The sequence below is a fragment of the Streptomyces sp. NBC_01808 genome, assembly GCF_035917395.1.
Taxonomy (GTDB): domain Bacteria; phylum Actinomycetota; class Actinomycetes; order Streptomycetales; family Streptomycetaceae; genus Streptomyces.
The window spans coordinates 2,917,912-2,944,434 of record NZ_CP109072.1 but is presented as its reverse complement, the minus strand read 5'-3'; the positions used below and the strand labels follow the sequence as shown (position 1 = coordinate 2,944,434).

Below are 26,523 nucleotides of genomic sequence, written 5' to 3'. Positions count from 1 at the left end.
GGCACACCGGACCCAACAGGGCCATACGGAAGGCTTTAGTCCAGGTGAAGGACGTTCCGCAGGCTGGAGAAGCTGTGCGGATCGTCAAAGAACAGGGGCTGTGTTTGTACACATTCGGCCGTGGACGGCGCCTGGCCCCAAGGGGATAGCCTGGTGGGCGTGATCAGCCCGATATCTCATGGGGGCGACGGAGGCGGGGCCCGCGGGGCCACCACCGCGCCCCTCCCGGCGTCGGTCGGCGCCGGGGACCCCCACCGGGGGGCGGCTGATCGGCGAAACCGGTGCCGCCGCCCGATGATGGCCGGAAGCGGACCGATGCGTTTCCCGTTCCGGCACGATGCCGCGCAGGGCCCGGAGGCATCCGGGCCGCGGTGCCGTGCCCGCTCGTCAGCAAGGGCCGGGGAACACTCCCGGCCCACAAGAACCGTCACGCAACGGCGCGCGACAGGAGCCTGAGGACCATGCAGATCAAGCTGGCTGAAGCCAAGAACGAGCTGCTCGCGCGCGCCGCGCGGGTGGACGGGACGGGTGAGGGGGGATTGCCTCCCGAGACCCTCGACGCGTACCTCCAGCGCTATTACCTGCATACCGCGCCCGAGGATCTGCTCGGCCGTGACCCGGTCGACGTCTTCGGCGCCGCGCTCTCCCACTACCGCCTGGCCCAGAACCGCCCGCAGGGCACCGCCAACGTGCGCGTGCACACGCCCACGGTCGAGGAGAACGGCTGGACGTCCAGTCACAGCGTCGTTGAGGTAGTAACGGACGATATGCCGTTTTTGGTGGACTCCGTCACCAATGAGCTGTCTCGCCAGGGACGCGGCATTCATCTGGTGATCCACCCGCAGATCGTCGTCCGCCGGGACGTCACCGGCAAGCTGCTGGAGGTCCTGGACGCGGGCCGCGACCCGAACGCCTCGCCGCCGTACGCCCGCGGCCTCGAAGACCTGCCGCACGACGCCGTCATCGAGTCCTGGATCCACGTCGAGATCGACCGCGAGTCCGACCGCGCGGACCTCAAGCAGATCACCGCCGACCTGATGCGGGTGCTGTCCGACGCCCGCGAGGCCGTCGAGGACTGGCAGAAGATGCGCGACTCCGCCCTGCGCATCGCCGACGACCTCGACGAGGAGCCGCTGCCGGACGACATGCCCACGCAGGAGGTCGAGGAGGCCAGGGAGCTGCTGCGCTGGCTCGCCGCCGACCACTTCACCTTCCTGGGCTACCGGGAGTACCGCCTGACGGTCAACAGCGACGGCGAGGAGCTGACCGCCGTCCCCGGCACCGGCCTCGGCATCCTGCGCGCCGACCCGTCGCACGCCGCGTTCGCCAAGGACGACGGCAAGCCGCAGCCCGCCTCCGAGTCGTTCCACCGGCTGCCCGCCGACGTCCGCGCCAAGGCCCGCGAGCACCGCATGCTGGTGCTCACCAAGGCCAACAGCCGCGCCACGGTGCACCGCCCGGCCTACCTCGACTACGTCGGCGTGAAGAAGTTCGACGCCGACGGCAACGTCGTCGGCGAGCGGCGCTTCCTCGGCCTGTTCTCCTCCGCCGCGTACACCGAGTCCGTACGCCGCGTGCCCGTCGTCCGCCGCAAGGTCGCCGAGGTCCTCAGCAGGGCCGGCTTCACGCCCAACAGCCACGACGGCCGCGACCTGCTGCAGATCCTGGAGACGTACCCGCGCGACGAGCTGTTCCAGATCCCCGTCGCGGAGCTGCAGTCCATCGTCATCAGCGTGCTGTACCTGCAGGAGCGCCGCCGGCTGCGGCTGTTCCTCCGGCAGGAGGAGTACGGGCGCTACTACTCGGCGCTCGTCTACCTGCCGCGCGACCGCTACACCACCTCCGTGCGGCTGCGGCTCGTCGACATCCTCAAGGAGGAGCTGGGCGGCACCTCCGTCGACTTCACCGCCTGGAACACCGAGTCGGTCCTGTCCCGGCTGCACTTCGTCGTCCGCGTCGACCCCGGCACCGGGCTGCGCGAGCTGACCGAGACCGACGTCCACCGCATCGAGAACCGCCTCGCGGACGCCTCCCGCTCCTGGAACGACGGCTTCACCGAGGCGCTGGTCGCCGAGTTCGGCGAGGAGCGCGCCGCCGAGCTGGCGCACCGCTACGCCGGCGCCTTCCCGGAGGGTTACAAGGAGGACTTCGCGCCCCGCGCCGCCGTCTCCGACCTCCAGCACTTCGAGAAGCTCAGCTCCCGGGGCGGCGCCGACAAGTTCGCGCTCAGCCTGTACGAGCCGGTGGGCGCCGCGCCCAACGAGCGCCGCCTGAAGGTCTACGGGACGGGCGCGCCGTTCTCGCTGACCCGGGTGCTGCCCGTGCTGCACAACCTCGGCGTCGAGGTCACCGAGGAGCGGCCGTACGTGCTGCGCTGCGGCGGCGTCACCGACGCCTGGGTCTCGGACTTCGGGCTGCAGTTCCCCCCGTCGCAGAACGGCGGCGGTCTGGAGGTCGGCGAGGACGCGCGCGAGCGCTTCCAGGAGACGTTCGCCGCGGTGTGGAACGGCGAGGCGGAGGACGACGGGCTCAACGCCCTCGTGCCCGTCGCCGGGCTGACGTGGCGGCAGGCGATGGTGCTGCGCGCGTACGCCCGCTATCTGCGCCAGGCCGGCTCGAAGTTCAGCCCGGCGTACATGGAGGACACCCTCCGTACCAACGTGCACACCACCCGGCTGCTGGTGAGCCTCTTCGAGGCGCGCATGGCGCCGGAGCGGCAGCACGCCGGACGGGAGCTGACGGACGGCATCCTGGAGGAGCTGAACGGCGCGCTGGACCAGGTCGCCTCCCTCGACGAGGACCGCATCCTGCGCTCGTTCCTCACCGCCATCCAGGCCACGCTGCGGACCAACTACTTCCAGCACGACGGCGACGGGAAGTCCTGGCACTCGTATCTGTCGCTGAAGCTCGACCCGCAGGCCATCCCCGGACTGCCCGAGCCGCGCCCGGAGTACGAGATCTGGGTGTACTCGCCGCGCGTCGAGGGCGTGCACCTGCGCTTCGGCAAGGTCGCACGCGGCGGGCTGCGCTGGTCCGACCGGCGCGAGGACTTCCGCACCGAGATCCTGGGCCTGGTCAAGGCGCAGGAGGTGAAGAACACCGTCATCGTCCCGGCCGGCGCCAAGGGCGGCTTCGTCGGCAAGCGGCTGCCGGACCCGTCGGCGGACCGGGACGCCTGGCTGGCCGAAGGCATCGCCTGCTACAAGACGTTCATCTACGGCATGCTCGACATCACCGACAATCTCGTCGGCGGCGAGGTCGTGCACCCCAAGAACGTCGTCCGGCACGACGAGGACGACACGTACCTGGTCGTCGCCGCCGACAAGGGCACCGCGACCTTCTCCGACATCGCCAACGAGGTCGCCGTCTCGTACGACTTCTGGCTCGGCGACGCCTTCGCCTCCGGCGGCTCCGCCGGCTACGACCACAAGGGCATGGGCATCACCGCCCGCGGTGCCTGGGAGTCGGTCAAGCGGCACTTCCGCGAGCTGGGCGTGGACTGCCAGACGGAGGACTTCACCGCCGTCGGCATCGGCGACATGTCGGGTGACGTCTTCGGCAACGGGATGCTGCTCAGCGAGCACACCCGGCTGGTCGCCGCCTTCGACCACCGGCACATCATCGTCGACCCCGACCCGGACCCGGCCGTCTCCTACGCAGAGCGCCGCCGGCTCTTCGAGCTGCCGCGCTCCTCCTGGGAGGACTACGACACCCGCAAGCTCTCCGAGGGCGGCGGGGTGTTCTCCCGCAAGGCCAAGGCGATCCCGGTGAACGCCAAGATGCGCCGGGCGCTCGGCATCCGCGACGGCGCCGCGAAGATGACGCCCGCCGAGCTGATGAAGGCGATCCTCCAGGCGCCGGTCGACCTGCTCTGGAACGGCGGCATCGGTACGTATGTGAAGTCCTCGGCGGAGGCGCAGGCCGACGCGGGCGACCGGGCGAACGACGCGATCAGGGTGGACGGCGTCGACGTACGGGCGCGGATCGTCGGCGAGGGCGGCAACCTCGGTCTGACGCAGCTCGGCCGGATCGAGTTCGTGCGCGTCGGCGGCCCCGGAGGCAAGGGCGGCAAGATCAACACCGACGCGATCGACAACAGCGCGGGTGTGGACACGTCCGACCACGAAGTGAACATCAAGATCCTGCTCAACCAGGTCATCGGCGACGGCGACATGACCGTCAAGCAGCGCAACAAGCTGCTGGGGGAGATGACCGACGAGGTCGCCGCGCTGGTGTTGCGCAACAACTACGCGCAGAACACCGCCCTGGCCAACGCCGTCGCCCAGGCCCCCAGCCTGCTCCAGGCCCACCACCGCTACATCCGCAAGCTGAGCAAGGAGGGGGCGCTCGACCGGGATCTGGAGTTCCTGCCCGGCGAGAAGCTGATGCGCGAGCGCCTCACCGCGGGCCTGGGCCTCACCCAGCCCGAGCTGGCGGTGCTGCTGGGCTACACGAAGATCACCACCGCCGAGGACCTGGTCGCCACCGGGCTGCCCGACGACCCGTATCTGGAGCGGCTGCTGTTCTCCTACTTCCCGCAGCCGTTGCGCGACCGCTTCCCCGACCAGATCCGCGCGCACGCGCTGCGCCGCGAGATCGTCACCACGGTGCTGGTCAACGACACGGTCAACACCGGCGGTACGACGTTCGTGCACCGGCTGAAGGAGGAGACCGGCGCGTCGACCGAGGAGATCGTACGGGCGCACACCGCGGCCCGCGCGATCTTCCACCTCGGCGACTTCTGGGACGAGGTCGAAACCCTCGACAACGTCATCGCCGCCGACATCCAGACCCGTATCCGGCTGCACTCCCGCCGCCTGGTCGAGCGCGCCACCCGCTGGCTGCTCAACAACCGGCCGCAGCCGCTGCAACTGAGCGAGACGATCGACTTCTTCAGCGAGCGCATCGGACAGGTCTGGGCGGCGCTGCCGAAGCTGCTGCGCGGCACGGACCTGGAGTGGTACGAGCGCAACCAGAACGAGCTGACCGACAACGGCGTCCCGGCCGAGCTGGCGCAGCGGGTCGCCACGTTCTCGGCGGCGTTCCCGGCGATGGACATCGTCGCCGTCGCCGACCGCACCGGACACGAGCCGCTGGACGTCGCGGAGGTGTACTACGACCTCGGTGACCGGCTGCACATCAGCAACCTGATGGACCGCATCGTGGAACTCCCGCGGGCCGACCGGTGGCAGTCCATGGCCCGCGCGGCGATCCGCGAGGACCTGTACGCGGCGCACGCGCTGCTCACCGCGGCGGTGCTGTCGGCGGAGCCGGAGGCGGAGGGCGAGGCGATCACGCCGGAGCTGCGGTTCAAGACCTGGGAGGCGAAGAACACGGCGATCCTGGGGCGGGCGCGCAGCACGCTGGAGGAGATCCAGAGTTCGGAGTCGTTCGACCTGGCGAACCTGTCGGTGGCGATGCGGACGATGCGCACGCTGCTGCGGACGAACCGGTAGGAGGACGGCGGCGCGGGGCGTTGCTCGAAGTCCGGGGCGGGCGAATGACGTAGTTTGTCCCGCATGGGGCAGACAGCCACGGATCAGCGACCGCCGCGCGTCGGCCCCGGCACGGCGTCCGTCGTCGCCGCGTACCGCCGCGCGCTTCCCCGCGCCGTCCGCCGCCACCTCGCCGTCCTCACCGCACCGCACCACGCCGACCGGCTCCGCGCCGCCCTCAAGGCCCGCCGCGAGCAGGCCGCCACCGAGGCCCCGGGCCGCGTCGTCATCACCGCCGACGGCCGGCCGCGCATCGCGCACCTGCAGCGCGCGCTCTCCCCGGTGCAGGCCCGCCGCGTCGGGGTGCTCGGGGTCACCCGGGCGCTGCGGACCGCCGGCGTCCCGTACTTCGCGGTACGGGGCCGGGCGGGCGGGCCCTCGGTGGTCGCCGTGCCCGCGGACCAGCGCCGCCGGGCGTGCCGGGCGCTGGCCCGGCTGTGCCGGGTGCAGCCGGCGTACGTGACGGTGGTGGCGGGCGAGGGCGCGGGCGCGGGCGCGGGGTCTGGTGAGGGGCACGGGGCCGGTGCGGGGGCGCGGGGGGCCGGCCTCGTGGGGGACGGCGCGGCCGGTGCGTACCCGAGCCTCGTGCCCGGCTACGAGCCGGGCGTCTGGCAGCAGTTGGAGAAGGCCGACGTGCTGCGCCTCACGTGGTATCGCACCGAGCCCGGCCTGCGGCTCGTCATCGGCGCCGACTCCGGCTGCGAGGTGGAGTTCTGGCACGAGGACGCCACCGGCGACCGGCTGCTCGCGCCCCGCCCCGGCCGCGTCGCCGGCAGCGTCCCGGCCGGCGCCACCACCGTGAAGATGACCGACCGCGGCTCCTGGGGCTGCGGCCGGCTCACGCTGCGTACCCGCGAGGAGTTCGCGCACCCGCTGCCCGAGGACGTCACGTATGCGGTCGACGCGGTGTTCACCTGGACCGATCCCGAACTGCGCTACGCGCTGCGCTCCCTCGCCACCTACGCGCCCTGGCTCCGCCGCATCCACCTGCTCACCGATGACGGCGAGCCGCCGTGGCTGGACACCGCGCACCCGGGGCTGAAGGTCGTCGCGCACCGCGAGGTCTTCGCCGACCCGACCATGCTGCCGACGTCCAACCCGCGCGCCGTCGAGAGCCAACTGCACCACATCGAGGGCCTCGCCGAGCACTTCCTGTACTTCGGCGACCGCCTCTTCCTCGGCACCGAGACCGTCCCCGAGCAGTTCTTCCTCGCCAACGGCCTCACGCGGTTCTTCGTCTCGCCCGTACAGGAGCCGCTGCGGCACGCCCCGCACCCGCTGCGGCGCAGCGTGCTGTGCGAGATCGAGCGCGAGTTCGGCGACCGGCACGTGGCGACCGCCGCCCACCGCGACCCGCGCCGCGACGACCTCGCGATCCCGTCGTCGCTGTACCACCACTACGCCGCCCACACCGGCCGCGCGGCGGCCGCGACGCTGCGCTACGCGGACGTGGACCTGGCGGCGCCCGGCGCGGACGCCGTGCTGCGGGGGCTGCTGGCGGCGCGGAACCGCACGGTGATCCGGGCCAGGGGCACGGGGGCGCCGGGGCTGCTGGGGGCGTTCCTGGAGGCGTACTTCCCGGTGCCGAGCGCGTACGAGCTGCCGGGGTGAGGGCGGCGGCGGGCTGTCTGGACGCCGAGCACCTGACGGTGCTGGACGGGCGGACGCTGAACGTGTGCGTGCGGCTGCCGGAGGACGGGGCGGGCCGGTCGGGGGCGTGGCTGCGGGCGGGGGGCAGGGCGCTGCCGCTGGAGGTGGCGGGGGAGCGGGCGTTCGGGACGTACGTGGTGGAGCCGGGGGTCCCGGAGGGGGCCGGCATGAGGCGGCGGCGGGCCGCGGGGGCGGGGCACGGGCTGGACGTGATCGCGGTACGGGAGGGGGAGGCGCGGGAGTTGGGCGTGGAGCTGGCGGTGGGGGGCCGTCGGCGCAGGGGGTACGGGCTGAGGGCACCGGGAGATGGGGTGCCGGTGGCGAGTCCGGGGGCGGGTTCGGCGGCGGGGCCGACGCTTCTTGATCCGCCGCATCCCGACGGCTGGCGGATCACCGTCGCGGCATCGGGGGACGGGTGCGCCGTCGTGCTGCGGGCGGTGCGGTTGCCGCCGCATGCGGAGGTGGAGCGCGTGGAGGTGGGCTGGACGGAACTGGCGGTGCACGGGCGGGTGGTGGGACCGGCGGATACGCCCCCGGCGTGGCGGTGGCCCGTCCGGCTGCCCCGGAGCCGGGGCGCGGAGGACGCGCGCCGCGGGCCGGCCGGCCCGGCTCCCGGCGGGGAGTTCGCGTGCGAACTCGTGGGGCGCGGGGAGGCCGGGGGAGTGTGCGCGCTGCCGGTGGCCGACCGCGGGGGCGGGCGGTTCGTGGCCCGGGCCGGGGGTGCCGAGTTGACGCGGGTGGCCGGATGGGGCGGCGAGCGGGCGTGGGACGTACGGGTACGGGCCGCCGGGTGCGCGGTCGCGCTCCCGGTGGGGCGGTTGCTCGGCGACGTCGTCGACCCCGGGCGCGTACACCGGCTGCCGAACCGTTTGCTCATCGCCGACTCCGGCGACGTCGTCAGGGTCGCCCCGCGGTACACCGCCGCCGGCCGGCTGGTCGTCGTCACCGAGGTCGTGGGGCACGCGGGGGAGACTCGATGAAGATCACGTTCCTCGCGGACCCCGCCGCCGCGGCCCAGGACGGTGTCGTACGGAGCCTCGCGGCGCGCCACGACGTGGAGTTCGCCGCCGATCCCGACTCTTCCACCCTGCGTACGCTCGACGCCGACGTGCTCGTCACCACCGCCCCCGACCTCGTACCCGCCGTCTGCGCCCTCGCCCCCGCCCGCACCCTCACCGTCCACCGCGCCCCCGGCCCCGGCCACCCGCCGCCGCCCGGCGCGCCGGAGCTGGACGCGCTGGTCGTAGCGGCGGAGGCCGACCGGGCGGCGTACGAGGCGGAGTTGGGCCCGGCGGCGCCGCGCCTCGCGGCCATCCCCGACGACGCGCACGCCCCCGACCGCTGGCACGCGCTCCTGACCGAGCTGGCCGCACTCCGCGACGACGAGCCCCGCCGCCAGCGCGACCGCGCCGACCGCGCCGCCTTCCACCGCGCCGCGACCGCTCCCGCCCGGCCGCCCCGCTCCCTGCCGCCGCACCCCCCGCCACCCGCGGCGGAGCTGCGCAGGTGGGAGGAGGCGGTACGGGCCGCGGGGAGCGGGAACGGCGGGCGACTCGTGCGGGCGGCGGGGCAGTTGGCCGAAGTACGGGACGACCTCCTCGCCGCCGGCGCGTACGCCGCCAACCTCCGCCTCGCCGCGGACGCGCTGGAGGCCGCCGACGTCCCGTACCTCCTGCTGCGCGACCCCGACGACCCCGACGACCCCGACGACCCCGACGACCCCAACGACCCCGACGACCCCGACGACCCGGACGAGACCGACGGGACCGACGACCCCGACGACCCCGACGACCCGGACGAGACCGACGGGACCGACGACCTGGACGGGACCGACCCCGGCGCCGCCCCCCGCCACCGCCTCGCCGTCGACGCGGGCCTGCGTTCGCGCGCCTGCCGCGCGCTGGCCGGTGCATACCCCGGCCAGGCCGTCTACGTCCTGCCCCTCCGACACCCGGACGTCCCCGTCCCCGCCGAACTGCTCACCGCCGCAAGCGAACCGCCCGCGCTGCGCCTCTACCGCCCGTACCTCACCTCGGGCCGCACCCTCCGCTACGGCCCCGGCCACGGCTGCGACATCGAATTCTGGCAGCGCCGCCACCGCGGCGGCGCGTACGCCACCCCGCGCGCCCCCACCGCGCTCGGCACCACGCTGCCGTCGCTGACGCCGACCGCCGTGCTGTACGTGGCCGACCGCGCGTTCCCCACGCTCCGCGAGTTCGTCACCGAACCCCGCCCGCCCGTCGATGCCGTCTACACCACCACGGGCCCGGCGCTGCGCTACTCCCTCCGCTCCCTCGCGATGTACGCGCCCTGGATCCGGCACGTCTACGTCGTCGCGGAAACCCCGCCGCCCTGGCTGGACACCGCCCGCCCCGGCCTCACCGTCGTCGACCGCCGCCACCCCCTCGACGCCCTCGCCACGCACGTACTGCCCCTCGCCGACGACGTGTTCCTCGGCCGCGCCCTCCCCGCCGGGCGCCGCACGGGGCCGCCCCGCGTCGAGACCGCGGGCGGCCACGAGCCGCGGCGGCTCGACCGGCTGTTCGCCCGCCGCGACACCGACGTCTTCTGTCTCCGGCTCGACGGCAAACTCCCCCGAGGGGTGCAAGCGTTCCTGGAGGGGTACTTCCCGGTGCCGTCCCCCTACGAGCGCGCGGGGGCGCGCGGGGAGGGCGTACGGGCGTGAGGATCGTCTTCCTGCTCTCCCGCGCCGACGAGCCGGGCGACGTCCCGCGGGCCGTCCTCACCCGGGCAAGCCACCTCGCCGCCCGCCACGACGTCGAGGTCGTGAGCGTCTTCCGCACCCGCGACCGGCCGCACGCCGCGCCCGACGCCCGCGTCGCGCTGCGCCACCTCGTCGACCGCACCGGCCCCGTCCCCGTACCGCTGCGGCCCACCGCCCTCACCGACCGTGCCCGGCAGCAGCTCGCCGCCGCGCCCAGCGCGCTCGTCGACCCCGCCCTGGGCCCGGACTTCGACGCGCTCACCGACACCGAACTCACCCTCGCCCTGCGCACCCTCGACACCGATGTCCTCGTCACGGCCTCGCCCGCGCTGCTGCGCGCCGCCGCGGACCACGCCCCGGCGGGGGTGGTGCGGATCCACGAGTCGCCGTGGGCGGGGGAGGGGGCGCTGCCGCCGGGGACGGGGGAGTGCGATGCGGTGGTGGTACGGACGGAGGGTGCGCGGCGGCGGCTGGCGGCGGCGCTGGGCGCGGCGGCGCGGGGGCCTGCGGCGCCGAAGCCGGCGGCGATCCCGTACCCGGCGCCCGGCGGCTTCCGGCCGCGGTCGTCGCGTACGACGCGGACGGCGGTGCTGGCGGGCCCGCTGACCCGGGCGGACCACGCCATCGCCGCGTTCGCGGCGGCGTCGCCGGCCGGCTCCGGCTGGCGGCTGCGGGTGTTCGGGGAAGGCCCCGAGCCGCCGCGGGTGCGCCGGCGGGTGGCGGAGCCGGGGCTGTACGAGCGGGTGGAACTGCTGGGCCCGAGCCCGCACATGGCGGCGGAGTGGGCCAAGGCGAGCTTCGCGGTGCTGCCTTCGGGGAGCGCCGGAGTGCTGGAGGCGTACGCCGCGGGGGTGCCGGCGGTCGCGTACGCCGAGGGCGGCGGGGCGGCGGACGTCGTACGGGACGGGGTGGACGGGCTGCTGGTGCCGCCGGACGACGTGGACGCGCTGGCGGACGCGATGACGCGGCTGATGGCGGCGGACGCGGAGCTGCTGCACCGGCTGGGTACCAACGCCCGTGCGGGGGCGGGGCGGTTCGCGGCGGAGGGGGTGACGCGGGCGTGGGAGGAGCTGTGCGCGGAGCTGGTCGCGGTGCGCGCCCCCGCCCGCGGTGCCGCGGAGCCGGGGGAGCGCGCGAGCGTGCCGCCGCGCTGACGCAGCCGGGCCCCTGGTGCGTACGAACCGCGTGGCCCGACCCGGGGCGACGGGCCCGGTGCCTACGGCGGCGCTACGGGACCGGGGCACCCGCCGTGCCGCGGGGCGCGGGCGTTCGGGTGGACGTCCGGGGCCCCGGTGCGGGCGCCGGGCCCGGGCGGTCGCCGGACAGCGCCGCCGAGAGCGGCAACTGCTCGTGCAGCCCCGCGCACAGCAGGGCCACGGGCGCGAGCGCCAGCAGACTGGAGAGCAGCGCGCGACCCGGTTCCGCCGCCGCCGAACCGGCCAGCGTCGCCAGCGCCCCGGCCGCCGCCCCGATGCCGCCGTGCACCGCGTGCGTCCGCAGCACCTCCCGTACCCGCACCAGCCCGCACCGCCCCCACCGCACCAACTGCAGCGCGTGCCCCGCGGCAGGACCGGCGGCCGCGGCGCAGGCCAGCAGCGGCAGGGCGGAGCCGGAGCCGCGCCACGGGAGGACGGCGGCGAGGGCGGCGGCGGTGGCGAGGAGCACCACCAGGTGCGTACCGAGGAGTTCGCGGCGGCGGCCGCGGGCGAGGTCGAGGGAGCAGCCCGCGGAGTAGACGAGTTGCAGCGCCGCCGCCGCGCAGAGCCACGGCACCAGCGCCGTCGCGGACTCCCAGCCGGGGCCGAGGAGCAGCGCGAGCGCGGCGGGCCCGACCCCGGCGGCGGCGCCGAACCCGGCGAAGCCGGCGGCGGAGGCGGCGGTGACGGCGATGCGCGCGGTGGGCACGTCGACGCGGCGTACGGGACGGGACGGCGGGTGGCGATCGGCCTCCCGGCCCCCGCCCGTCGCCCGGTCCGCCACCCGGCCGTACACCGTCACCGGCACCTCGCACAGCGCCGCGGCGCGGGAGTACACGCCGGCCGCGCCAGGCCCCAGCAGCCCGCAGACCGCCCACAGCGGCGCACCCGCGGCGACCAGCCGCAGCAGCCCGAACCCGGCCGTGAACCGCGAGACGCGGATCAGCGACGCGGCCTGCACCGGAGGGCCGTCCGCCAGCGGCGTACGGGACAGGAGCAGCGCCGCGGCGCCGAGTGTCACCGCGGCCGAGACCGGCAGCACGGCGGCCAGGCCGAGGGGGTTGACGCCCCCGGCGAGCAGCAGGATGCCGGTCGCGGCACCGGCCGCCTGGCCGCCGGCGTCCGTCAGCACGGCGGCGCGGGGGCGGTCGGCGCGGCGGAGCGCGGTGAGCGCGGCGTCGGCGGCGGGCTGGCAGAGGAACGCGCAGGCGAGGAGGCGGAGGAGGGGGGTGGTGCCGGGGGTGTGCAGGAGCAGGGCGGGCAGCGGGGCGGCGAGTTGGGCGACGGCGAAGCCGGTGAGCCCGGTGATCCCGGCGAGCCGCAGCGCGGCGTGGGCGGCGGGCCGGGTCGGCGGTCCTGCGCGGTGCAGGGAGGCGGCGATGCCGCTGCCGGCGAGGTGGGCGAGGAGGTGGACGGCGGTGAGGGCCACGGCGTACGCGCCGAGGGCGGTGGGGGAGACGTGGCGGGCGGCGTAGGCGACACAGCAGAGCTGGAACAGCAGCCCGAAGGCGGCGCCCCCCAACCGCCAGCCGCCCGCGGCGTCTTCCGCGCGGACCGTACGGGCCGTGTCCCCGCTCACCGCCCCACTGCCCGCGGCGTCTTCCGTATGCCCCGTACCTGCCGGATCCCCGTTCACCGTCCCACCGCCTGCCGCCACATCCGCGGCAGCCGCGCCTCCAGCCCGCGCCGCGGCCGGGGCGGCGCCCCCGGCGCGCCGTGCGGCGCGTAGCTCTTCGCGTCGTGCGCGTGCCACGGCGTCTCCGGGTGGATGAGGTGCAGCCCGTACCCCAGCTCCGTCAGTGGCGACAGCGCCGCCGCCATCGCCGCCGGGTCCGTGCTCGGCAGGACGACGAGCCGGCGCACGCGCCGCGGGACCGCGCGCCGGTAGCGGCGTACGAGCCACGGCTGCCGGGGCTTCGCGCCGTTGGCGTCCGCGGCGTAGGCGGGGGTGGGGCCGGGCCGTGCGGGACCTTGGCGGGGGCGGCCGACTCCCGTGGCGGGGGGCGCCGTTGACGGGGCGGCGGGTCGCTCGCTGCGGGTCTGTGTCATCCGTACCTCCGGCTTCCGTGCGTCGGGACTGCCTGCGCCGGGTGTGCGTGCGTCCGGCTGCCGTGTCTGCGGTGTGCGTGCCTGCGTTGCCCGTACGACCGGCTGCCGCGCTGTTCGTACGACCGGGGTTCGCGCCGCCGTCCCCGTACGCCCCGCTTCCGCACCTCCGTCATTCGCTGCGCACCACCGCACTCCCCGCCGGCCGCGGCAGCACCCCCGGAACGCCCCGCGCCACTCCCCGGGGCCCCGGCAGCGGCGGGTATCCCGCCTCGCCCAGGAAGACGTGCCGGACCACGCGCTCCGCGGCGTGCCCGTCGTCGTACGGGCAGAAGCGGCGCCGGAACGCGGCGAGCTGCGCCGCGGCGGCGGGGGCCGCGTGGGCGCCGGTGGCGAGCGTGCCGGCGATCTCGTCGGCGGTGCGGCAGACGCGGCCGGGCGGCTCGGCGGTGAGGTCGAAGTACGTGCCGCGCGCGAGCCGGTACGCCTCCCAGTCGGCGGCGTGGATCACGATGGGGCGGCCGAGCAGGGCGTAGTCGAACATCACGGACGAGTAGTCCGTGAGCAGCGCGTCGGAGGCCAGGCACAGCTCGGTGAGCGACGGGTGCGCGGTGACGTCGAGGACGCCGGCGGGCGGGGCGCCGGCGGGCGCGGCGTCGTGGAAGTAGTGCGCGCGGGCCAGCAGGACGACGTGCGCGCCGCGTTCGCGCAGCGCGCGGGCGAGGGCGCCGAGGTCGAGCGCGGGGACGTGGCCGGGCAGGTAGTCGCGGCGGGTGGGGGCGTAGAGGACGGCGGTGGCGCCCTCGGGGATGCCGAGCCGGGCGCGCAACCCGGCGCGCGCGGCGGGCGCGAGGGGCGGCCCGGCGAGGGCGTCGTTGCGCGGGTAGCCGTACTCCAGGGTGGTGTGCTCGGCCGGGTAGGCGCGGCTCCAGGCCAGCGTGGAGTGGCGGTTGGCGGAGAGGCTGTAGTCCCAGCGGTCGACGCGGGTCATGAGCGCGGCGAAGTCCATGCCCGCCGCGCCCGCCGGGTGGTCGGCGAGGTCCAGGCCCATCTTCTTCAGCGGGGTGCCGTGGTGGGTCTGTACGTGGATCTGGCCGGGGCGCTTCACCACGTACTGCGGGAAGTTGACGTTGTTGACGAGGTACGTGGCGCGCGCCAGGGCGCGGTGGCAGGCGCGCGAGCCGGGGCGCAGCACCCGTACGCCGGGCGGCACGGTGTGCGCGTACCCGGGGCGGGCGATCCAGGCGGTGGCGAGGCCGGGGACCAGCTCGCGGGCCCTGGCTTCGAGGGCGGCGGGGTTGCAGGAGTAGCCGCGGTACCAGTACGCGGCGAAGACCGCCAGGTGCGGGTCGAGGGGCAGGCGGAGCTGGAGGCGGTAGTAGAGCAGGCCGCAGCCGGTGCGGGCGCGGCGGGCCGCGCGGGCGGCGAGGTCGCGGGTACGGGAGAGGAGCCGGCCGGTGGCGCCGAGCAGTTGGAACGCGCGCCCGGTGCCGAGCCGCACGAGGAGATGCCGCGTCCGGGCCCGTACCCCGCGCCCTGCCCGTACCGCACCGCCGGCGTCACCCCGGGCCCGTACGCCACCCTCCGCCCCCGACCCCGCCCCATATCGCACGTACAGCGCCCGCGCCCGCCGGAAGAACTCCGCCCGCTTGTGCCGCGGCACCCGCTCGCTCTTGTTGAAGATCGTCGTCAGGTGGTCCACCATCCGCACGAACAGCACCGGCCGCCACCGCTCCAGCCGCCGCGAGGCGAGGAACGCGAACACCCGCTCGTACTGCTCGAAGACGTCGAGGTGCTGCTCCCCCGGCGTGCCGAGGATGTTGCCCGACCGCCGCTGCCGGTAGTGCACGCACACCCGGTCAAGCACCGCGATCCGCTCCGCCGACAGCAGCGCGGGGTACGTCCACGGGGTGTCCTCGTAGTAGCCGGGCGGGAAGCTGAGGCCCTGCGCGGCGACGAAGTCCCGCCGGTACGCCTTGTTCCACACCACCATCAGCAGCCGCAGCAGCTCCGGCCGCTCCGCCAGCCGGAAGACCTGCGGGTCGCGCTCGGCGAGCAGGTCGGCACGGACGTTGCGGGCGTGCCGGCCGTCCCAGTAGGTGCGCGCGTAGTCGTAGACGAGGACGTCGGGGTCCGCGGTGGCGGCGAGCCGGTCGGCGATCGCCTGGAGCGCGCCGGGGACGAGGGTGTCGTCGCCGTCGAGGAAAAGGACGTAGTCGCCGGTGGCGCGCTCCAGTCCGGCGTTGCGGGCGCGGCCGAGGCCGACGTTGGCGCTCAGGTGGACGGCGGTCAGCCGCGGGTCGCGGGCTGCCGCGGCGTCGATGATCTCGCCGCAGAAGTCGGGGGAGCGGTCGTCGACCGCGATGACCTCCACGTCCGTGAAGGACTGCGTGAGCACGGACTCCAGGCACTCGTCGAGATATGCCTGGACCCTGTACGCGGGGACGATGACGCTGAACCGGGGCACGGGACACATCCCTGGGCGGGCGGCGGCGGAAGGACAGTCCGCTGGTCGGAATGTCCTTATTTCTGGTATCCGCCACCGTAACGGCGGCCCCACGCGCTCAGCCTTACGACAGTACGGCCGCCCGGGTGATCCACCCGGACGGCCGTATCGCTTCGGTGCGCTCGCCTCAGCGCGTACGCGCCTACTTCACCGCGCCCGCCATCACGCCGGACACGAACTGCCGCTGGAAGGCGAAGAAGACGACCAGCGGGATGATCATCGAGATGAACGCGCCGGACGCGATCAGCTCGATGTTGCTGTCGAACTGCCGCGTCTGCTGCTGCACCGCCACCGTCAGCGGCGGCTTGCCCGGGTCGGCGAAGACCAGGGCCACCAGCATGTCGTTCCACACCCACAGGAACTGGAAGATGCTCAGCGCCGCGATCGCGGGCCCGCCCAGCGGCATCACGACGCGGAAGAACAGCCGCAGCTCGCTCGCCCCGTCGATCCGCGCCGCCTCCAGCAGCTCCCGCGGGATCTCCGCGAAGAAGTTCCGCAACAGGAAGATGGCGAACGGCAACCCGAACGCGGTATGGAAGAGCACCACGCCCGTGATCGTGTGGAACAGGTTCAGATCCCGGTACAGCGACGCGATCGGGATCAGCGCCACCTGCACCGGCACCACCAGCAGGCCCACCACCGCGAGGAACACCCAGTCCCGGCCGGGGAACTCCATCCACGCGAAGGCGTAGCCCGCCAGCGCGCCGATGACCACCACCAGCAGCGTGGACGGCACGGTGATCCAGATCGTGGTGGGCAGCGCGCCCATCACGTCGTCGTTGCCGAAGAGCGCGTCGTACGTGTCCGTGGTGAGCTGCCCCGGATCGCCGAAGACCTTCCACCAGCCGGTGGTCGCGATGTCCGCGGGATCCCGGAACGACGAGATCAGCAGCCCCACCGTCGGGGTCAGCCACAGGAACGCCACGATCACCAGGAACGCCCGGACCGCGCCGCCGCCCGCGTACCGGCCGATGCGGGCGGCGAGGGACTCCTTCGCCGGCGCCTCGGCCTTCGCCTTCTGCGGTTCCGGCTTCGGTGCGGTCTCCGCCGCTGCTGCGGTGGTCATCGGCCGGACTCCTTTCGCAGGCGGCGGATATTGAAGATCATCACGGGGATGACGAGGAGCAGCAGCACGACGGAGATCGCGCTGCCCACGCCCAGGTCGGGCTCGGTGCCCGCGAACGCCTGCTGGAACAGCTCGACGGCCAGCACGTTGCCGTCCTCCAGCCGGGCGCTGGGCACGATGATGTAGACGAGGTCGAAGATCTTCAGCACGTTGATCATCAACGTGACGAGCACCACGGCGAGCACCGGCGCCAGCACCGGCACCGTGATCCGCCGGAACACCTGCCACTCGTTCGCGCCGTCGACCCGCGCCGCCTCCATCAGCTCCCGCGGCACCGACGCCAGCCCCGCGGCGATCAGCACCATCGCGAACCCGGCCCACATCCACACGTACGCCGCGATCACCGCCGGCGTCACCAGCGACGGGCCGAGCCAGTCGACGCCGCCGTACGCCTCCGCGAAGTTCGAGGAGGGCAGCCGCAACTGGGCGCCGTCGGCCGCGGCCGGCAGCGTGAACGTACCGTCGGACGCCGTCGTGGCCGAGGCGACGACCTTGCCGTCCTTGACCGCCTCGACCTTGATGCCCTTCAGCGCCTTCTCACCGCTGTCGACGACGTCGGGCTCGCCGCCGCCGGGCTTGAAGTCCAGCCACACCGTGCCGCTCACGCCGTCGCCCGCGGCCTGCGGCTTCGCCGCCGGCTGCTCGCCGGCCGCGTCCTGCGGCTTCACGGCGACCAGCGGCAGCAGCGCCGTCTGCCCGGCGCTGACGGTCGTTTTGCTGGTGAAGGGGCCCTTGTCGGGACCCTTCAGATCGGCGTTGGGGCGCGGGCGGGCGCCCGGCCAGGGCGCGGGGTCGCTGAACGTGTCGTGGATCGTCGTCCACGCCGCGTTCGCGGCGCCGCGCTCCGGCTCGTTCTGGTAGACGAGGCTGAAGATGACGCCCGCCGCCAGCATCGAGATCGCCATCGGCATGAAGACGACCATCTTGAACGCCGTGCCCCACCGCACCTTCTCGGTGAGGACGGCGAAGATCAGCCCCAGCGCGGTGCAGACCGCGGGCGCGACGAGCACCCAGATGAGGTTGTTGCGCAGCGCGGTGCGGATGCGGTCGTCGCTGAACAGCTCGGTGTAGTTGTCCAGGCCGATGAATTCGTCGCCGGAGACGTCGAAGAGGCTGCGGTAGACCGAGTACCCGATCGGATACAGCACCAGGGCGCCGAGCAGGACCACGGCGGGCAGCAGGAACGCCACCGTGATCCAGCTCTTGGTCCGTACCACCGACCTCGGCGGCTTGCTCTGCTTCTGCTCTTCCGACTCTTGTGACTTGCTGCCCGGCGGGGCGAGGGGGGAGGGGGCGGCGGACTCCGCCGCACCCCCCGCCGACGAGGTCGACATCAGGGTCTCCCTGCTCCGTCCGTCAGCTCTTGTAGGCCGCGGCCGCGGCCTTCTCGAGGTCCTGCTGCGCGCCCTCGACGTCCTTCGGATCGGCCAGGAAGTCCTGCAGCGCCTTCCACTCGCCCTTGCCCGCGGTGCCGCCGAAGTCGGCGGGCGCCTGGTCGGACATGTCGAACCGGAAGTCGTCCCCGGCGTCGACGAGCGCCTGCGCGATCTCACGCTGCACGTCGTTCGGGTACGCGCCCATGTCCATGTTCTTGTTCGGCGAGACGAAGCCGCCGGGCGCCGCCCACGCCTCCGCCGCCTCGGTGGACGACAGGTACGTCAGCAGCGCCTGCGCGCCCTTGGAGCCGGTCAGCGTCACGGCCGCGTCGCCGCCGGTGACGACCGGCTTGTCCGGGCCGACCGCAGGGAACGGGAAGACCTTCGCGTCCTCGCCGACCTTCGCGTCGGTCTCGTTGACGAACGCGCCGACGAAGTCGGCCTCGAAGACCATCGCGGCCTTCGGGTCCTCCAGGTCGGCGAACGGGGCGATCGCCGAGTCCGGGAACGCCATCTTCGTCGCCTTCTTCTGGCCGCCCGCGATCAGCGTGTCGTCGCCGAACAGCTCGCCGAGGGTGGTCAGCGCGTCCTTCACCGACGGGTCGGTCCACGGGATCTCGTGCGCCGCGAGCTGGTCGTACTTCTCCGGGCCCGCCTGGGAGAGGTAGATGTTCTCGAACCAGTCGGTGAGCGTCCAGCCGTCCGCGCCGCCGATCGCCACCGGCGGCACGCCGGAGTCGGAGACGAGCTGCGCGGTGTCCATGAAGCCCTGCCAGTCCTCCGGCTCCTGGGCGCCCGCGTTCTCGAAGGCCGTGGTGTTGTACCAGACCAGCGACTTGTTGGCCGCCTTGCAGTACACGCCGTACTGCTCGCCGTCCACCGCGCCCAGGTCCTGCCAGCCCTGCGAGAAGTTCTTGCCCAGCTCCTTCTTCGCGGCGGCGTCCAGCGGCTTCGCCCAGCCCTCCTTGACGAACTCCTGCAACACGCCCACCTGCGGCGCGAACACGACGTCCGGCGGCTTCCCGCCCGCGACCTGGGTCCGTACGAAGGACGCGACGTTGTCACCGGTGGGCACGTACTCCACCGTGGCGCCGGTCTGCTCCTCGAAGCCGTCGAGCACCTTCTCGAAGTTCTTCTGCTCAGGCCCCGTCCACACGGCGCCGACGCGCAGGGACTCGCCGTCCAACTTCGGCAGCGTGACGCCGGCGCCGGACTTGTCCGCCTTGCCGCCGTCCCCGCCGTTGTCGTCGCCGTCGTCGCCGCACCCGGCGGCTGTCACGGCGAGAGCACCTGCGGCGACGATCGCCACCGCGGCCCGCACGACTCTTACCTGCTGCAGTGTATGCAGCGAACTGCGCATCCCAGCCTCCCCAGGAACGCGGGGCAGATGGGGTTGTCCCGTACCGGCACAAACCTGCCCCGCGAGGCCTGTGCCGTTTTACCGGTGCGAAATGCTGTGGGGTATGTCCTACGCCCGGACCGGCGGGCCCGCAATAGCGCTTCGTACGCAATCCCCGTCAGCGGCCGTTTCGTGATCCGTCCGTGACAGGGGAGCGTTCGGAATGTGAAGGCGGGCCTGGGCGGGATAAATACGGGGGGAGGCGTAAAAACCGCTGGTGGGAGGTGGTTTGAAGAGAAGTGAGTGCGGTCGTGGAGCGTGGGGGGAGAGTTCGGCCGTTGGAGGGAGAGCGGTTGCGGTGCGTTGACGGCGGAGACGCGAGGGGTGGCAGATTGTTGCTGGGGGGACGGGTGGGGCGGATGGTGCGAGTGGGACGTTGAGGGCAGCAGCGTGCGCGGGCGGGCGCGTACGGAGCGTGCGAGAGGCGTACGTGCCGACTGTGCGGCCGTGGGGCGAAGGCGCGGGCCGGTGGGGGCGGAGGCCGCGGGGCTACGGGGACGGGGTGCGGGTGTCGTCCTGCTGGGGGGCGGGGGTGCCCGCGGCGCGCTGGAGGGCGCTGGCGAGCAGGGCCAGGTCCGTGGGCCCGTTGCCGAGTTCGCGCAGGGGGCGGCTCGTCGGGGGTGAGCCCATGCGGGCCCACTCCAGCGGCACGACGGTGGGCCGCGCGGTCGCCGTACGGGGGATCCGGCCGGTGACCCGCGCCGCCTGGAACGGCACCGGCTCCGCCCCGGCGGCGCGCAACAGCCCGCGCCCCGGCGGCACATCGTCCCCGCCGAGCACGACGTGGTGCGCCGCGCCGGAGACGGCGGCGGTGGCGGCGGTCGCCTCGGGCTGCGCGGAGGCGGTGACGAGGTGCATGCCGAGCGGGCCGCCGTCACGGGCGATGGCCTCGACGACGCGGACGACGGATCCGGCGGCGGGCCGCGCGGGGCTGCCGAGGGCGGGGGCCACGAGGGCGTCGTAGTCGTCGACGACCAGCACGACGGCGGGCGGCGCGGCCCGCCGCCCGGCGGGCACGGGGGCGGGCGCCGTGGTGCCGTGCGGCGGTGTGGTGCCCGGGCGTTGCTGCGGTGCGGGCATCCGGGTGCCGTGGGGCGGGGCCGCACGGCCGCCGACGGCGCCTTCCGTACCCGCACCTGCTCCGGTCTGTGCCCCTGCTCCCGCGCTGGCCGCCGGCACCGGGCCGGACTCGGCCCGCGCTCCCGTCGCCGGTGTCTCCTCCGGGGCGGGTCTGGGGCGCAGCCGCAGCGTGTTGCTCTGCGCGGCCTGTATGTCCGCCGCGCCGCCCGTGCGCGGGTCGCCCGCCGGGCGGGGGCCGGGGATCGCCGGGCCCTGCGGCGCCTTTTCGCCTCCCGGGGCGTACCCCGCGGCCCTGCGCTTGAACTCCGCCCACAGCTCCTGCGCGAACTCCCGCATCCGCACCGGGTCGGACGCCACCAGATACCCCGAGACGTGCGGCAGGTCCGCCGCCGCGCCCAGCGCGTCGCCCCGCTCCCGGCCCGCGCCGTCGACCAGCACCAACTGCAGCCGCTCCGGCGGCTCCCCGGCCGCCAGCGCGGCGGCGAACGAGCGCAGCAGCTCCGACTTGCCGCCCCGCGCGGCGCCTTCGACCGCCAGCGGCCCGGCGGCGAGGTCGGCCATGAGCCGCCCGGCGGGGCCCGCGCCGAGCACCGCGCCCACGCGCGGGGCGCCCGAACGGGACTCCAGCCAGCGGGCGGTGAGCGCGGTGGGGGTGGCGCGGGCGAGGTCCAGCTCGTCCAGGAGGCGTACGGCTCCGGGGAGGGCACCGCGGCGGGCGGGGTGGATGCCGTCCGCGTCGTCGCGCTCGCCGTACGGGGCCAGCGCGCGGGCCAGCCGCTCCGCCCACGCGGCCGACACGGCGTCGACCGTTCCCGCCGGTCCCGCGGCGGCGGGGCCGGAGGCGGCGGCCCCGAACCAGCCGCCGGCCGCGGCGGGTTCGGCAGGCCCCGCATAGCCGTCGCCGCCGAGGCGGGCGCGGCCGGTGCCGTAGGCGGTCGCGGGGGAGGAGCCGCCGCCGGCGGGGTCGTCGTGGGCGCCGTCGTACGGACCGGCCGCGGGCGGCTCCGCGGGCCCGGGCGGCGGTGCTGCGACCCCGGGGGCGGCCGGCTCCGTAGCGGCACTGTCCGGTGCTGCCGCCGCGGGGCGCTGGAGGAGCCGCAGGCTGGTGGCCACGTCGCCGCTGAGCAGCCCGACCGCGCCGCAGGCGGCGAAGCCGGGCGCCACGCCGGCGGCCGCAGCGTACGTCGCGGTCAACGGCGAGGCGGGGGTGGCGGGTGCGGTCTCGGCGAGGCAGACGAGGTGCACGCCCGCGGCGGGCCCGCGTTCGGCGAGCCGGGCGACGGCGTCGCGGACGGCGGCCGTCCCCGGATCGCCGTCGACGACGACGACGCTGCGCGTCCCCGGCACCGGCTGCTCCACCCGCCGCTGCAACTCGCCCACGCGCGCGGCGGCCTGCTCCCGGTCGTACGCGAGCAGCAGCCGGCAGTCCTGGCCCTGCCGCGGCCGTACGTGGGGGAGCCAGCCGGCCCACGACCAGTCCTCGACGCGCGACTCGTGCGGCCGGGTCGGGTCGGCGGCGATCAGCACCAGCTCCAGGACGTCGGGCCCGTGCAGCGCGGCGAGTTGGGCCACGACGGAACGCGCGAGCCCGGCGAGCCGCCCGCGCGGCCCGGCGAGCGCGAGCGACCCGGCCCGCCGCAGGTCGACGGTCAGCGGAGCGGTGCCGCCCCCGGGGCGGAACTCGGTCCCCAGCCGTACGACGAGCGCGTCGGCGTGCCCACTCCCGCGCCGGAACACGGGTCCCCGCCCAGCGGTGCCGCCCGCGCGCGGGGTGGTGCCCGCGGGGGCGCCCGGCTGTGCGGGGATGCCCGCGGCGGTGTCGGCGGCACCGGGGCGTGCGGGGTCTCCGGAGCGGGCGGGGGCGCCCGCATCCGTGCCGGGGTGCGGGAACCCGCCCGCGTCGGCGGGGTGCGCGGGGTGGTGCGCCGGGGTGTCGTCCGGGGCGTAGAGGAAGCCGGGCCGGTACGCCGCTTCGCCTGCCAGGGCCGCGAGCAGGACGGTGGCGGCGTCCGGGTAGCGCTCGTGCAGGTCGGTGGTCCCGCCGGGCCCGGCGGCGGTACGGGCCGTGGCCGGGGCGGCCGCCGCCAGCTCCGCGGCCTCCTCCCGGCCGCCGAGCCTCCGGGCCCACGCCCGGATACCGCGCCGCGGCGGCTGCGGTACGGAAGCCGTTCCCGCCGCCCCGCCGCGGGACTGCAGCTCCGGCGGCACGAGCGTGCCCCGCGTCGGCGTCCCGCTCCTGCGCGGGGCGGCGGCGCCCGGTGCACGCGCCCCTTCGGCGGCGGTGCGCCCGCGCGCCTGCGCGGCGGGCGCCTCGCCACGGGCTTCGCCGGTGCCCGGCGCGCTCGGGCCCGCGTCCGCGCGCCCTCCGCCGTACCCGGGCGCCCCCGTGGCGGGGCCGCCGGGGCCGGAGGCGGCGTGTGCGTCGTCGTCTCCCGCGCCGGGTCCTGTCTGTTCGGGGGAAGTGTGCCCGCCGTCGTATCCGGGGCCCGTCTCCCTGGGGCCGTTCCGGCCGGAGGCGACGTGGCGGTCCGGATATCCGGGATCCGCTCCCGTGCCCCGTCCGCTCCGGCCGGGGGTCTCGTGTCCCTCGCCGTACGCGGGGCCGGCCGCGGCGGAGCCGCGTGCGGCCCCGTCTCCGTCCCCGTGGACCATGTCGGAGTCCGTCCGGCCGTGCACCCCGTGTGCACCGGCGTGCGTATGGTCCGCTTCCGCGGCGCCGTACCCGGCGCCGTGCGCCCGGTCCGTCCCGCTGTCTCCGTACTCCGGGCCGCCGCCCGCCGGCCAGCCGCTGCCCAGGCCCGCCGTCGTCGTGCCCTGATCCTGCGGCCCGCGCTGCTCCGGGACCCGGCTGTGCTCCGCCGACCCGGACCCCGGTCCACCCCCGTGCTCCGCCCTGCCCGCGCCCGTACGCCCGGACCCGGAACCCGGCCCGGCCGTGATCCTCAGCGCCGACTCCCCGACCCGCAGCACCGCGTCCGCGCGCAGCGGCACCGGGGTCGTGCCCACCGCCACCCCGTCGATCGTCGTGCCGTTCGTGGAGCCCAGGTCCGACACCGTGACGCCGCCGTCAGGGGCGACCGTCAGCGCGCAGTGGAGCCGCGAGACGTCCGGGTCGTCCAGCGGGACGTCGGCGTCGGCCGATCTGCCGATCCGGACCTGGCCGCCGTGCAGCAGGTGGACGCCGCCCGCGTCGGGGCCCGCCACCACCCGCAGGCTGGTGACCGCCGCCGCGCCGGCCGCCGGGGGCTGGCCGTGGCCCGGGTCCGCGGGGCCGCCGAGGCTCAGGACCGCGCCGTCGACCAGCGGGGGTTCGCCGAGGAGGGTGCGATCCGGGTCGAGCAGCCGCTGTCCCGCGTAGACCGCGATGCCCGCGCCGCCGCCCGTGCCGCCCGCGGTGCCCCCGCCGCCGCTCGCTGCGGCCGCGGCGGCGTCCAGGAGGCCGCCCGCCACGGCGCCCAGGGTCGTGCCGGCAGGTGCGGTGACGATCACATCGCGACCGCGGGCGGCGCCGCCGCCGCGCGCCGCCTGGACGGTCAGCCGGATCTGCATGCCGGTCACCGCTCCCTTCCCTGGGCAGGGCCGATTCGAGGGCCGCCGTCATATTCCCACTTCCCACCGACAGCCCGCTGCGAGACCGGTGTTGGCGGATCTTGTATGGCCGCTTCCTGCCCCGACTCCGACTTAAAAGTTGCCGTTACGGACCATTGTTGACGCCTTCGTCAGCCCTACGGGGCAACCAGTGACCGGGTGGTTGACGTCCTTTCTTGCCACAGGCGTCACGGAACGACCGCGGACGGGCGATACGGCGGTACGGCACGGGTGAGACGGCGCCGTGCACGGGTACGGGGTCCGCAGGGGGTACGGGGACGAGCACGGCGACCCTGGCACCCGAGGGGCGGGGGCACGGCACAAAACAGGAGGCGCCTTCCGGAAAACCGGTGGCCAGGGGCGGACCGGGAAGCCGGACCCCCGGTCCCGCCCGACCCCGGCGGGCGCCGCGGTGACGCCACTAGAGTGGTGCAGATGGCGCACGGACCGACCGGTCCGCGGGCCGGCAGGAACGATCACGACCAGGGAGCGCATGACGTGCGGCCGGTAGGCAGCAAGTACCTCCTCGAAGAGCCGCTCGGGCGCGGCGCCACGGGCACCGTGTGGCGCGGCCGCCAGCGCGAGACGGCGGGGGCGGAAGCCGCCGTGGCGGGCAGCCCGGGCGAGGTAGTCGCCATCAAGGTCCTCAAGGAGGAGCTGGCAGGCGACCCCGACGTGGTGATGCGGTTCCTGCGGGAGCGCTCCGCGCTCCTCCGCCTCACCCACCCGAACATCGTCCGCACCCGCGACCTCGTCGTCGAGGGCGATCTGCTGGCCCTGGTGATGGACCTCGTCGACGGTCCCGACCTGCACCGCTACCTGCGCGACAACGGCCCCTTCACGCCCGTGGGCGCCGCCCTGCTCACCGCCCAGATCGCGGACGCGCTTGCCGCCAGCCACGCCGACGGCATCGTCCACCGCGACCTCAAGCCCGCCAACGTGCTGCTCGCCGGCAGCACCGGGCCCGACGGGGTCGGCCGCATGCAGCCGATGCTCACCGACTTCGGCATCGCCAGGCTCGCGGACTCCCCGGGCCTGACCCGGGCCCACGAGTTCGTCGGCACGCCCGCGTACGTGGCGCCCGAGTCCGCCGAGGGCCGCCCGCAGACCTCCGCCGTGGACGTCTACGGTGCCGGCATCCTGCTGTACGAGCTGCTGACCGGCCGGCCGCCCTTCGGCGGCACCTCCGCCCTGGAGGTGCTCCACCAGCACCTCAACCAGGAGGCGCAGCGCCCGCCGGGCCTGCCGGACCCGATGTGGACCGTCGTCCAGTCCTGCCTGCGCAAGAACCCCGACGAACGCCCCAGCGCCGAGAACCTGGCCCGCGGGCTGCGCACCGTGGCCGCCGGCATCGGCGCCGGCGCCGCTCCCGAGCAGGCGACCGCCGCCCTCGGCGTCGCCGCGCTCCTCGCCGCCGACCCGCACCCCGCGCAGGTCCCGGGCACCGGCGTCGCCGCGTCCGACCCCACGCAGGTCCTCCCGGGGGGCAGCGGCAGCGCCCCCGGGCAGCAGGGCGCGTACGACCCGAACGCCGCCACCAGCGTCCTGCCCGCCGGCGCCGCGGGAGCCGCGGCCGGTGCCGCCGCGGGCGCCGCCGCCGCGCACGGCCAGCAGGGATCCGGCGCCCCCGGGTCCGAGGACGGCACCCGTGTGATGCCCGTCACCGAGGGGCCGCCGCAGCCGGAGGGCCCGCACCCCTGGGAGACCCAGATGCGCGCCGCCCGCGACCGCGGCGAGCAGACCCAGCAGATCGGCTACCTCGATCCCAGCGAGGACCCGCTGCGCCGCCGCCCGCCGCGGCGCGTCCAGCGCCGGCAGCCGCCGCCCGAGGCGTACGCCGCCCCGCCGCAGCGCCGCGAGCCGCCGCCCCAGCGCTACGAGCCCCGCCCGCAGCCTCCCGCGCCCCCGCCGCAGCCCCCGCGCCAGCGGCGGCGCAGCGCGAACCCGATGCGCATCCCGGGGCTCGGCTGCCTGAAGGGCTGCCTGTTCACGGTCCTCATCCTGGTCGTCGGCTCGTGGCTGATCTGGGAGCTGACCCCCGTCCAGGACTGGATCGCGGACGGCAAGGGCTTCTGGGACCAGATGACCGACTGGGCCACCGACCTCAAGAACTGGATCTCGGAATTCAACGACGCAGCCGACGACGCCCAGAAGACGAAGGACGACATCGACTCGGGTGTCAACGACGTCCAGGACGGCCTCAACGGCCTGAAGAACGGCGCGGACCAGTAACCGAAGACCGGTGACGACAAGGGCCGTCCGGGCCCCGAACCGCCTCCTGGCCTGTGAGCATGCCGACAAGTCGACACCCACGTGGGGTTTCCGGGCCGGTCCGG

13 protein-coding genes are annotated in these 26,523 nt (G+C 75.2%); 6 read left to right on the top strand and 7 right to left on the bottom strand.

The genetic code is table 11. From position 1 onward, the window contains the following. Positions 1-461 precede the first annotated feature (461 nt). From OG946_RS12515 to OG946_RS12495, 5 genes are all read left to right on the top strand, one after another. Entirely contained in the window at positions 462-5,456 is a 4,995-nt protein-coding gene (locus OG946_RS12515; RefSeq protein ID WP_326796190.1) for an NAD-glutamate dehydrogenase, read from the top strand. A gap of 63 nt (positions 5,457-5,519) precedes the next feature. Further along, positions 5,520-7,106: a stealth conserved region 3 domain-containing protein gene (locus tag OG946_RS12510; RefSeq protein ID WP_326796189.1), complete on the top strand. Its 1,587-nt coding sequence runs from the start codon at positions 5,520-5,522 to the stop codon at positions 7,104-7,106. Next, on the top strand, positions 7,103-8,125 hold the full coding sequence (locus OG946_RS12505) for a hypothetical protein (RefSeq protein WP_326796188.1): 1,023 nt from the start codon (positions 7,103-7,105) through the stop codon (positions 8,123-8,125). Before OG946_RS12510 ends, OG946_RS12505 begins: the two co-directional genes overlap by 4 nt. Beyond that, positions 8,122-9,831 (top strand): hypothetical protein, encoded by a 1,710-nt coding sequence (locus OG946_RS12500; RefSeq protein WP_326796187.1) that lies wholly within the window; start codon positions 8,122-8,124, stop codon positions 9,829-9,831. Before OG946_RS12505 ends, OG946_RS12500 begins: the two co-directional genes overlap by 4 nt. Continuing rightward, positions 9,828-11,024, top strand: a complete 1,197-nt coding sequence (locus OG946_RS12495; RefSeq protein ID WP_326796186.1) for a glycosyltransferase — start codon at positions 9,828-9,830, stop codon at positions 11,022-11,024. The genes OG946_RS12500 and OG946_RS12495 overlap by 4 nt, the downstream gene beginning before the upstream one ends. Positions 11,025-11,097: 73 nt before the next feature. On the opposite strand, the gene OG946_RS12490 is transcribed toward OG946_RS12495, so the two are convergent. From OG946_RS12490 to OG946_RS12460, 7 genes are all read right to left on the bottom strand, one after another. Further along, complete coding sequence (locus OG946_RS12490; RefSeq protein WP_326796185.1) at positions 11,098-12,645, bottom strand: lipopolysaccharide biosynthesis protein; 1,548 nt, start codon at positions 12,643-12,645, stop codon at positions 11,098-11,100. Between the two features lie 53 nt (positions 12,646-12,698). After that, positions 12,699-13,115, bottom strand: coding sequence for a hypothetical protein (locus OG946_RS12485; RefSeq protein WP_326796184.1), 417 nt, complete (start codon positions 13,113-13,115; stop codon positions 12,699-12,701). Positions 13,116-13,284: 169 nt separating this feature from the next. After that, positions 13,285-15,588 carry a bifunctional glycosyltransferase/CDP-glycerol:glycerophosphate glycerophosphotransferase gene (locus OG946_RS12480; protein WP_326796183.1) on the bottom strand — a complete coding sequence of 768 codons (2,304 nt, stop codon included), beginning with the start codon at positions 15,586-15,588 and terminating at the stop codon, positions 13,285-13,287. A 172-nt stretch (positions 15,589-15,760) separates the two neighbouring features. Beyond that, the gene (locus OG946_RS12475; RefSeq protein WP_326796182.1) at positions 15,761-16,684 is read right to left on the bottom strand and encodes a carbohydrate ABC transporter permease; all 924 of its coding nucleotides are present in this window, start codon (positions 16,682-16,684) and stop codon (positions 15,761-15,763) included. Further along, entirely contained in the window at positions 16,681-18,078 is a 1,398-nt protein-coding gene (locus OG946_RS12470) for a carbohydrate ABC transporter permease (RefSeq protein ID WP_326796181.1), read from the bottom strand. The genes OG946_RS12475 and OG946_RS12470 overlap by 4 nt, the downstream gene beginning before the upstream one ends. A gap of 22 nt (positions 18,079-18,100) precedes the next feature. Continuing rightward, entirely contained in the window at positions 18,101-19,480 is a 1,380-nt protein-coding gene (locus OG946_RS12465; protein WP_326796180.1) for an ABC transporter substrate-binding protein, read from the bottom strand. A gap of 528 nt (positions 19,481-20,008) precedes the next feature. After that, positions 20,009-24,148, bottom strand: coding sequence for an FHA domain-containing protein (locus OG946_RS12460; protein ID WP_326800233.1), 4,140 nt, complete (start codon positions 24,146-24,148; stop codon positions 20,009-20,011). A 537-nt stretch (positions 24,149-24,685) separates the two neighbouring features. Between OG946_RS12460 and OG946_RS12455 the strand changes: the two genes are divergently transcribed. After that, positions 24,686-26,419 carry a serine/threonine-protein kinase gene (locus OG946_RS12455; protein ID WP_326796179.1) on the top strand — a complete coding sequence of 578 codons (1,734 nt, stop codon included), beginning with the start codon at positions 24,686-24,688 and terminating at the stop codon, positions 26,417-26,419. Positions 26,420-26,523 lie beyond the last annotated feature (104 nt).

Excerpts from the sequence above, each read along its gene's own strand:
- OG946_RS12515 (WP_326796190.1), top strand. The coding sequence starts at position 462 with ATGCAGATCAAGCTGGCTGAAGCCAAGAACGAGCTGCTCGCGCGCGCC.
- OG946_RS12510 (WP_326796189.1), top strand. The coding sequence starts at position 5,520 with ATGGGGCAGACAGCCACGGATCAGCGACCGCCGCGCGTCGGCCCCGGC.
- OG946_RS12500 (WP_326796187.1), top strand. The coding sequence starts at position 8,122 with ATGAAGATCACGTTCCTCGCGGACCCCGCCGCCGCGGCCCAGGACGGT.
- OG946_RS12485 (WP_326796184.1), bottom strand. The coding sequence starts at position 13,115 with ATGACACAGACCCGCAGCGAGCGACCCGCCGCCCCGTCAACGGCGCCC.
- OG946_RS12480 (WP_326796183.1), bottom strand. The coding sequence starts at position 15,588 with ATGTGTCCCGTGCCCCGGTTCAGCGTCATCGTCCCCGCGTACAGGGTC.
- OG946_RS12475 (WP_326796182.1), bottom strand. The coding sequence starts at position 16,684 with ATGACCACCGCAGCAGCGGCGGAGACCGCACCGAAGCCGGAACCGCAG.
- OG946_RS12470 (WP_326796181.1), bottom strand. The coding sequence starts at position 18,078 with ATGTCGACCTCGTCGGCGGGGGGTGCGGCGGAGTCCGCCGCCCCCTCC.
- OG946_RS12465 (WP_326796180.1), bottom strand. The coding sequence starts at position 19,480 with ATGCGCAGTTCGCTGCATACACTGCAGCAGGTAAGAGTCGTGCGGGCC.
- OG946_RS12460 (WP_326800233.1), bottom strand. The coding sequence starts at position 24,148 with ATGCAGATCCGGCTGACCGTCCAGGCGGCGCGCGGCGGCGGCGCCGCC.